This is a genomic window from Promicromonospora sp. NPDC090134 (assembly GCF_044746965.1).
Classification (GTDB): domain Bacteria; phylum Actinomycetota; class Actinomycetes; order Actinomycetales; family Cellulomonadaceae; genus Promicromonospora.
In genome coordinates, this window is record NZ_JBIVCZ010000012.1 from 163,604 (window position 1) to 169,879 (window position 6,276).

General features: G+C 68.2%; 10 protein-coding genes. 8 read left to right on the forward strand and 2 right to left on the reverse strand.

Annotated features, from left to right (window positions below):
• Positions 1–43 precede the first annotated feature (43 nt).
• Together ACIPN7_RS26405 and ychF are read left to right on the forward strand one after the other, a co-directional pair.
• Positions 44–820, forward strand: a complete 777-nt coding sequence (locus ACIPN7_RS26405; RefSeq protein WP_400549567.1) for a DinB family protein — start codon at positions 44–46, stop codon at positions 818–820.
• 11 nt (positions 821–831) lie between these two features.
• Positions 832–1,917 (forward strand): redox-regulated ATPase YchF, encoded by a 1,086-nt coding sequence (gene ychF, locus ACIPN7_RS26410; RefSeq protein WP_400549569.1) that lies wholly within the window; start codon positions 832–834, stop codon positions 1,915–1,917.
• A gap of 233 nt (positions 1,918–2,150) precedes the next feature.
• On the opposite strand, the gene ACIPN7_RS26415 is transcribed toward ychF, so the two are convergent.
• The gene (locus tag ACIPN7_RS26415; RefSeq protein ID WP_400549571.1) at positions 2,151–2,624 is read right to left on the reverse strand and encodes a hypothetical protein; all 474 of its coding nucleotides are present in this window, start codon (positions 2,622–2,624) and stop codon (positions 2,151–2,153) included.
• Positions 2,625–2,741: 117 nt separating this feature from the next.
• Here ACIPN7_RS26415 and ACIPN7_RS26420 point away from each other — a divergent pair, with 117 nt between their 5' ends.
• The 3 genes from ACIPN7_RS26420 (at position 2,742) to ACIPN7_RS26430 (ending at position 3,884) form a co-directional block, all read left to right on the forward strand.
• Positions 2,742–2,987 carry a hypothetical protein gene (locus tag ACIPN7_RS26420; protein ID WP_400549573.1) on the forward strand — a complete coding sequence of 82 codons (246 nt, stop codon included), beginning with the start codon at positions 2,742–2,744 and terminating at the stop codon, positions 2,985–2,987.
• Positions 2,984–3,520, forward strand: a complete 537-nt coding sequence (locus ACIPN7_RS26425) for an AAA family ATPase (RefSeq protein ID WP_400549575.1) — start codon at positions 2,984–2,986, stop codon at positions 3,518–3,520. The genes ACIPN7_RS26420 and ACIPN7_RS26425 overlap by 4 nt, the downstream gene beginning before the upstream one ends.
• Positions 3,521–3,590: 70 nt before the next feature.
• On the forward strand, positions 3,591–3,884 hold the full coding sequence (locus ACIPN7_RS26430; RefSeq protein WP_400549577.1) for a hypothetical protein: 294 nt from the start codon (positions 3,591–3,593) through the stop codon (positions 3,882–3,884).
• Between the two features lie 283 nt (positions 3,885–4,167).
• Here the strand turns inward: ACIPN7_RS26430 and ACIPN7_RS26435 are convergent, their stop codons facing one another.
• Positions 4,168–4,506 (reverse strand): hypothetical protein, encoded by a 339-nt coding sequence (locus ACIPN7_RS26435; protein WP_400549578.1) that lies wholly within the window; start codon positions 4,504–4,506, stop codon positions 4,168–4,170.
• 187 nt (positions 4,507–4,693) lie between these two features.
• Between ACIPN7_RS26435 and ACIPN7_RS26440 the strand changes: the two genes are divergently transcribed.
• From ACIPN7_RS26440 to ACIPN7_RS26450, 3 genes are all read left to right on the forward strand, one after another.
• Positions 4,694–5,464, forward strand: a complete 771-nt coding sequence (locus ACIPN7_RS26440) for a hypothetical protein (RefSeq protein WP_400549580.1) — start codon at positions 4,694–4,696, stop codon at positions 5,462–5,464.
• Positions 5,465–5,634: 170 nt separating this feature from the next.
• Positions 5,635–6,012, forward strand: a complete 378-nt coding sequence (locus ACIPN7_RS26445; protein WP_400549582.1) for a DUF4259 domain-containing protein — start codon at positions 5,635–5,637, stop codon at positions 6,010–6,012.
• Between the two features lie 49 nt (positions 6,013–6,061).
• The coding region (locus tag ACIPN7_RS26450) for a chromate transporter (RefSeq protein WP_400549584.1) at positions 6,062–6,276 on the forward strand (215 nt) is incomplete at its 3' end.

Here is a 6,276-nt window from a genome sequence, read left to right on the forward strand (position 1 = left end):
GCGCCCGGGCCGGATGTCAGAGGCCCGGCGTAGCGTCGCCCGCATGAACCAGATCACAGGACGCGTCGACGGCATCGAGGGCGCCGACCTCCGCGGCGCCGTCGTGCGCGACGCCGACATGAGCGGCGCCTCGTTCCGCGAGGTGGCCCTGAACGGTGTGCGGATGCGTGGTGTCGAGCTGGCCGGTGCCGACATCGACGGCTACATCTACGACCTGCGCATCAACGGCGTCGAGGTGGAGCCCCTGGTCGAGGCGGAACTGAACCGGCGGTACCCGGAGCGCGCGCTGCTCCAGGACCGCACGCTCGCCGGCCTCCGCGCGGCTCTGGACGCCTATGACCGCATGTGGGAGGCCGCGGTCGAGCGGGTCGCCTCAATGCCTCCGGGCACGGTGGACGTCTCGGTCGACGACGAGTGGTCGTTCGCCCAGACCCTGCGGCACCTCGTCTTCTGCACCGACGGCTGGCTGCGCTGGGGCGCGCAGGGGCAGCGGGACGGTGTGTTCTGGCCGGCCGGCGTGCCGCACTCGGGGTTCGCCGCGGGGGCGCCGGGCCTCGGGATCGACCTGGCGGCGGCGCCGCCGTACGAGGAGGTACTGGAGGTGCGCCGGGGCCGGCTGCGTGAGGTGCGGGAGTATCTGGCCGCCGTCTCGCCGGAGCAGGCGGGCAGCCCGGCCGAGCCGCCGCCCTGGATGGACCAGTCCGAGGCGTTCGTCGCGGCGCAGTGCGTCTCGGTGATCCTCTCCGAGGAGTGGCAGCACCACCAGTTCGCGACCCGGGACCTGGACCTGATCGACGCGGGCGCCGCCGCGTCCACGTAAACTTGCGCCCCGTGGCTCTCACTATCGGCATCGTCGGCCTGCCCAACGTCGGCAAGTCCACCCTCTTCAACGCTCTGACCCGCAACCAGGTGCTCGCGGCGAACTACCCGTTCGCCACGATCGAGCCCAACATCGGCGTGGTCTCCCTGCCCGACGAGCGGCTGACCAAGCTGGCCGAGATCTTCGAGAGCCAGCGGATCCTGCCGGCCACGGTGTCGTTCGTGGACATCGCGGGCATCGTCAAGGGCGCCTCCGAGGGTGAGGGCCTGGGCAACAAGTTCCTGGCGAACATCCGCGAGGCCGATGCGATCTGCCAGGTCACGCGCGCCTTCGACGACCCGGACGTGGTGCGCGTCGACGGCTCTCTCGACGCCCCCGGCGACATCGAGACGATCTCCACCGAGCTCATCCTCGCCGACCTCCAGACCCTCGAGAAGGCGCTGCCGAGGATGGAGAAGGAGGTCAAGATCAAGCGCGGCGACCCCGTCCTGTACGCGGCCGCCAAGAAGGCGCAGGAGATCCTCGACAGCGGCGTGACGCTCTACCAGGGCGCCGCGGACGCCGGCCTGGACCTCGCCGAGATCGCGAGCCTGCAGCTCATGACGGCCAAGCCGTTCATCTACGTCTTCAACACGGACGACACCGGCCTGGCCGACACCGCCTCCCAGGAGGCGCTGCGCAAGGTGGTCGCGCCCGCGCAGGCGATCTTCCTGGACGCGAAGTTCGAGTCTGAGCTCGTCGAGCTCGAGCCCGACGAGGCCGCCGAGATGCTCGCGGAGACCGGCCAGGAGGAGTCCGGCCTGGACCAGCTCGCCCGGGTCGGCTTCGACACGCTCGGCCTGCAGACCTACCTCACCGCGGGCCCCAAGGAGTCGCGCGCCTGGACCATCCACCGGGGCTGGACGGCACCGCAGGCCGCCGGCGTGATCCACACCGACTTCGAGCGGGGATTCATCAAGGCGGAGGTCATCTCGTTCGACGACCTTGTCGAGACCGGCTCCGTGGCCGGGGCGAAGGCGGCGGGCAAGGCCCGCATCGAGGGCAAGGACTACGTGATGCAGGACGGCGACGTGGTGGAGTTCCGCTTCAACGTCTGAGCACCACCCGGGTTTCGGCCTGGTCGTCCGACCAGGCCGAATGTCGGTTGACCTGCGGTAACGCTTCTGACCCCTCGGGTCAGGGGTGGACAGAAGTGGCCCTCAGGGCCACCCATTCCCCCACGGTTCCCCCACGGGAATCGGGGTGTTGTCGCAGGTGAGTGCTCGCGCCTGAGGATGTGCCAGGTGTGCCGTTCCCCCACGCGGCGCGGGTGGCACACCTGATTGGGGTGTCAGAAGTCGCCGAGATGTTCGATTTCGCCAGGCCGGATCACTCGGAGCCGAACCCGGCCAAGCGGGTCGTCGCCCTCGCCCCATAGATCCAACGCAGCGGCGCGCCGATCTGACACTTCATCTCCGAGGACGAGCGCGAGGAACACCACGCACTCCGCCCCGGGCTCGACGACGGCCCGACGGTACTCGACTCGGCTCCCTGGCGATGAGGTTACGTGCTTGACCGCCGCACCCAGAATGCCCCACGAGTAAGCGAATCTGTGTGGTGGAAGATCAGTAACCGACAGCCCTCCCACGAGCGGCACCGGAAGTGCGGTAGCAGGACACTCCTCCAAGCCCTCGATGGGCTGATCGTCGAGGTAGCTGGAGACCGAAGCACAGATCGAGCCCGGATCGACGGCCGCGTACATCCGCCCTCGCACTCGGCAGCGGCCGAGTGTGACGTCAAAGCGAAGCTCGTGATCGGACCTCATGACTGAATCCTGGCCCACGGGCATCCTTCAGCGTCGGCTCGGGGCGCGGAAACCGTTCTGTCGCGTGCGTCGGATGCCGCGAGCCCAGACCTGCGGGTCTGGTTCGCCGCCGACGCATTGGCGATCTTCCGCTTCCACTCGGCGGACGAGATCGACTTTGACGTCGACCTGCGGGAACTCCAGGGGCAGGACCGCCTCGACCTGTTCTGCGAGTTCCTCTCCGCGATTGGACGGCAGGTGGCGAAACCAGTGCTGATGAGCTCCGAAGGCGGCGACGGGCACCATCCCCTACTCGGGTTCGACGTCGAGAGCGATCGGGTAGTGCTGTTGGCGAAGCCGTTCGGGAACACGGTCAGCTCATGATCGACAAGGCCCACCGCCGTGCGTGTTCGCGGCTGGTCATGATCAGCGGTCCAATCGCGTCCGGGAAGAGCACGCTGGCCGCCGAACTGGTCCGGCTGTTGCGGCTGGAGGGCTTCTCGGTGGCGCTCACCGACCTCGACACCGTCGCGGAGATGGCACTGCCGACGCTTCCGAACTGGGATTGGGCCCATGGGATCCATGCGCAGCTAGTCGGTTCCTGGCTGGCCACGGGCATCGACATCGTGGTCGACGAAGGCACCTCCAACCCGACCGAAGTGCAACAGGTCCTTGACCAGGTGAGCGGGGGCACCGACGTTCTCCACGTAGTGCTGACGGCGGACTTCGACGCCTCTCTCGCCCGGGCGAGAGCAGATTCCGGACGCGGGGTGAGCAAGGATCCAAGGTTCCTCCGTGCTGAGCACGAGGCTTACGCGCATCATCTGCCACACCTGCCGAGCGGCCTTCGCCTGCACGTCGAGGGTCAGGAGCCCGCGGAGTTGGCACGCCAGGTGTTCAACAGCCTTCTGCCATGAGGACACATCGCACGCGGCGTGAGGACGTGAGGCGACGCAGCGAAACCACGCGTCATCGTAGGCTGCCCTGATGGCAAGAGTGAGGGCGAGGGTCGTTGGGTGGGAGTCAGACGACTTTCCCGGATTCATCGAGGCTTCCGTCCGCGATGCCGGTGGTGAGGACCACCGCATCATCGATAAGATTCCCGTTCTCACAACGCTGGACATCACCCCTGGGTCGAGATTTCCTATCGAGTTCTGGATCGAAGCAGATATCGGATTCATCGATGCCAAAGGGGTTCAGGTGACGTTCAAGCATGGGGTCCATACGGTGAACAGCTTGGGAAGCCTCGTCGTCTCGGCCGCTGACGTGACCTGGAGTTGATGCCTCAACGGAACGCCGAGACGTCGGAAGGTTGGCGGTGCCGCGCTTCCGGCCTCCACTGAAGGGGGCTGTTGGTGCGATTGCCCAGCTCGCGATGAGCGATGTACTCGGCTGAGCATCGGTCCGCACCCAGTCCGCAACAAGTTCTTGCCAGTCCGTCGGGCGCCAACGATCCCAGCCGATACCAAGACAACAGATCGGACCCGTCAGCAGGTCAGTGTGAGCACCACCTGGATCTCGGCTCTGGCGCCCGACCAGGCCGGATAATGGTAGACCTGCTGGTCTATCTCCTGGCCCGCATCGCTTTCAGCTGAGCCGCAGAGGGTTTCTTGCCACGTGCCACGGTCTCGACCACCCAGTCCCTGGCGACGCGGTGTGCTTGCCCTTCGGTTCCGGACTGTGCGGCGGACTGCAGCCCGTCCGGATCGGTGAGCTGCCACTCGTAGGGGGCGTCCGGATCGGTCCGATCGACCATCCTCAGGCTGTACGGACAGATCTCCAGGACGGCGCCGCGGGTCCCCGCACTGTCCTGGACGTTCAGCAGGTGCGTCCGGTCGGGGGCTGCCGGGAAGGCGACCTGATAGGCGAGCGTGAGAACTTCGTGTGCCGACAACCGGTGCATGAGCCCCACCTCGGGTTCTGGGTACCTCTGAGGATAGAACCACTGGCTCGTGGGCGGCGAGCAGGTCCGGGATTCCGGCCGGAGCGGAAGTTCATCCGTCCGGCCCGCTGCTGACAACGGCACCGGGACTTAGCATCCGAGTATGTCGGCCGACGTCATACTCACGATGCCAGGTGCTCTGCGTGGCTTGTCGGGCTCCACCGCGACCTATCTGCCCAAGGCGTGGGTCCGGGCTGCGGCGGCGATCGCCGTCGGCCACCTGGCGCTCTCCTCGGACGTCGCACTGGCCTTCGAGGGGCGGCCTGCCGCCCGGGGTGGGATCGTCCTGGGCCCCTCCCCGATGATGACCGGACTGGTCGACCGGGCGGCGGAGCATCACCGTCACGTGTTCGGCCCACAGGCGCTGGGCGAGTCTGGCTTCGACGTCGCCTATCCACAGCGCATCGCCGAGGCAGCCAGCCTGCCGATCATCGTGCCCGCGGCAGAAGCGGTGCAGTACATGGCCGACTACGCGATCGCCGTCCGCAGCATCTCCTACGGGAGCCCGCTCAGCATCACCCTCAACTTCGGACCTCTCGGCGACGTGCTCAGGGCCGGCCTGGAGGTGCTGGTCGACCCAGGCGGCCTGCGGCAGATGGTCCGCGCGCGGTACGAGATCGGTGCGGACGTGACCGGCGCGGGAGTGGAACGGCCCCGCCAGGTCGCGGCGGGTGTGGACCGGCAGTCCCAGGAGGCGCTGTACCGCAGTGCGGGCGGTGCGACCGTGGCCGCCGCGGCCGTCGCCCAGGCCCTGGGCGCCGCAGGCCACCCGCCCGAGCTCACAGGCCCGCTCGCGGACGAGATCATCATGGCGCCGGACCTCGTGCCGGACGTTCACGCCACGCTGGGATCGGGTGTCGAGGTGCAGGCGGGCGGCGAGTACGGGTCGGACGACGACGTCTATCTCGCACGTCCCTGATCCTCCGGGCCGCTACCGGCCGGGGTCTGGATCGGTGGGCTGACGAGGTGGGCTGACGAGTAGCCTTGGCGTGCTGCGGGCGTGCCCCGCGCACCGACACCACGACACCGTCCGCCCCTGGTCAGGCGGTGGCGGACGTCGGCACCGGACGACGAACGAGAGGGAGCCGCGTGGGTACCTGGGGGCCGGGCAACTTTGACGACGACACGGCCGCAGACCACCTGTCGCGCCTCACCGACCAGCTCGTCACCGAGGTCGCCGAGGCGATGTCCGGAGACCCGGTGCGGCTGGAGCCCGACGAGTACTGGGGTGTGGCAGTCCCGGCGAACCTCGAGCTGTTGGCGGTGCTCGCCCGCACGAACCACGTCGGTGTCCTGCTCCCGGAGGTCGCGACGATCGAGACGTGGAAGATCACGTTCATGAAGATCTGGGAGAGTGCGATCGACGGGCTCGGCCCTTCGACGGCGTTCAAGGAGGCCCGGCGCTCCGTCCTGGTCCGCACGTTCGACGACCTCGCCGAGCTCAGGAGGGCGGACGGCGCCGGCTGAGTGGTCGCGTCCCGTGTGCAGGACTCCACCGTCCGACCGCAGGAGATACATGAGCACCGAGCAGGACGGCGCCGGCCCGCCGGCTGCCTCCCCGCGGGAACTGGTCCCGTTCCGCACCGCCGTGCGCGCCTGGTTCGCGATCTCCTGGCAGACGTTCGGCGGCCCGGCAGGTCAGATCGCCGTCATGCAGCGCACGCTGGTGGACGAGAAGCGGTGGATCGGGCAGGGCCGGTTCCTGCACGCCCTGAACTACTGCATGCTCCT

What these genes read in the sequence shown, in the direction of transcription:
- ACIPN7_RS26430 (WP_400549577.1), top strand. Translation starts at nt 3,591, where the DNA reads ATGGCAAGAGTGAGGGCGAGGGTCGTTGGGTGGGAGTCAGACGACTTT.
- ACIPN7_RS26415 (WP_400549571.1), bottom strand. Translation starts at nt 2,624, where the DNA reads ATGAGGTCCGATCACGAGCTTCGCTTTGACGTCACACTCGGCCGCTGC.
- ACIPN7_RS26405 (WP_400549567.1), top strand. Translation starts at nt 44, where the DNA reads ATGAACCAGATCACAGGACGCGTCGACGGCATCGAGGGCGCCGACCTC.
- ACIPN7_RS26425 (WP_400549575.1), top strand. Translation starts at nt 2,984, where the DNA reads ATGATCGACAAGGCCCACCGCCGTGCGTGTTCGCGGCTGGTCATGATC.
- ACIPN7_RS26435 (WP_400549578.1), bottom strand. Translation starts at nt 4,506, where the DNA reads ATGCACCGGTTGTCGGCACACGAAGTTCTCACGCTCGCCTATCAGGTC.